The 268-nt window shown below is 45.9% G+C and carries 1 protein-coding gene; it reads left to right on the forward strand.

Annotated features, from left to right (window positions below):
* Nucleotides 1-15: 15 nt before the first annotated feature.
* On the forward strand, nucleotides 16-268 hold a 253-nt coding region (locus AAEZ06_RS27395), incomplete at its 3' end, for a hypothetical protein (protein WP_350617252.1).

The following is a 268-nucleotide window of genomic DNA, read 5'->3' on the forward strand; positions in this document are numbered from 1 at the left end:
GAGCTGGATACGGACGTGCAGCCGATCAATTTTGATGCGACCGTTCGTGATTTGCGCAGTTATCCTGATGAGTTTAAAGACAAGCGTTATCTGCTGGCTAACAAAGGCAAATGGACTGTACAGGTCATGAATGTTGCGGAAAACGAGGTGATCGTCAGTTATTTAGAAGGTCGGGAAGACCGTGCGAAATTTTCCTACTTTCGCTACCTTGATGACAACAATCAAGTCCGTTATATGCTGACTTATGGTTTGATGAGCAGCCCGCAAG

The organism is Pseudomonas sp. HY7a-MNA-CIBAN-0227, assembly GCF_040310325.1.
In the GTDB taxonomy this organism is placed as follows: Bacteria; Pseudomonadota; Gammaproteobacteria; order Pseudomonadales; family Pseudomonadaceae; genus Aquipseudomonas.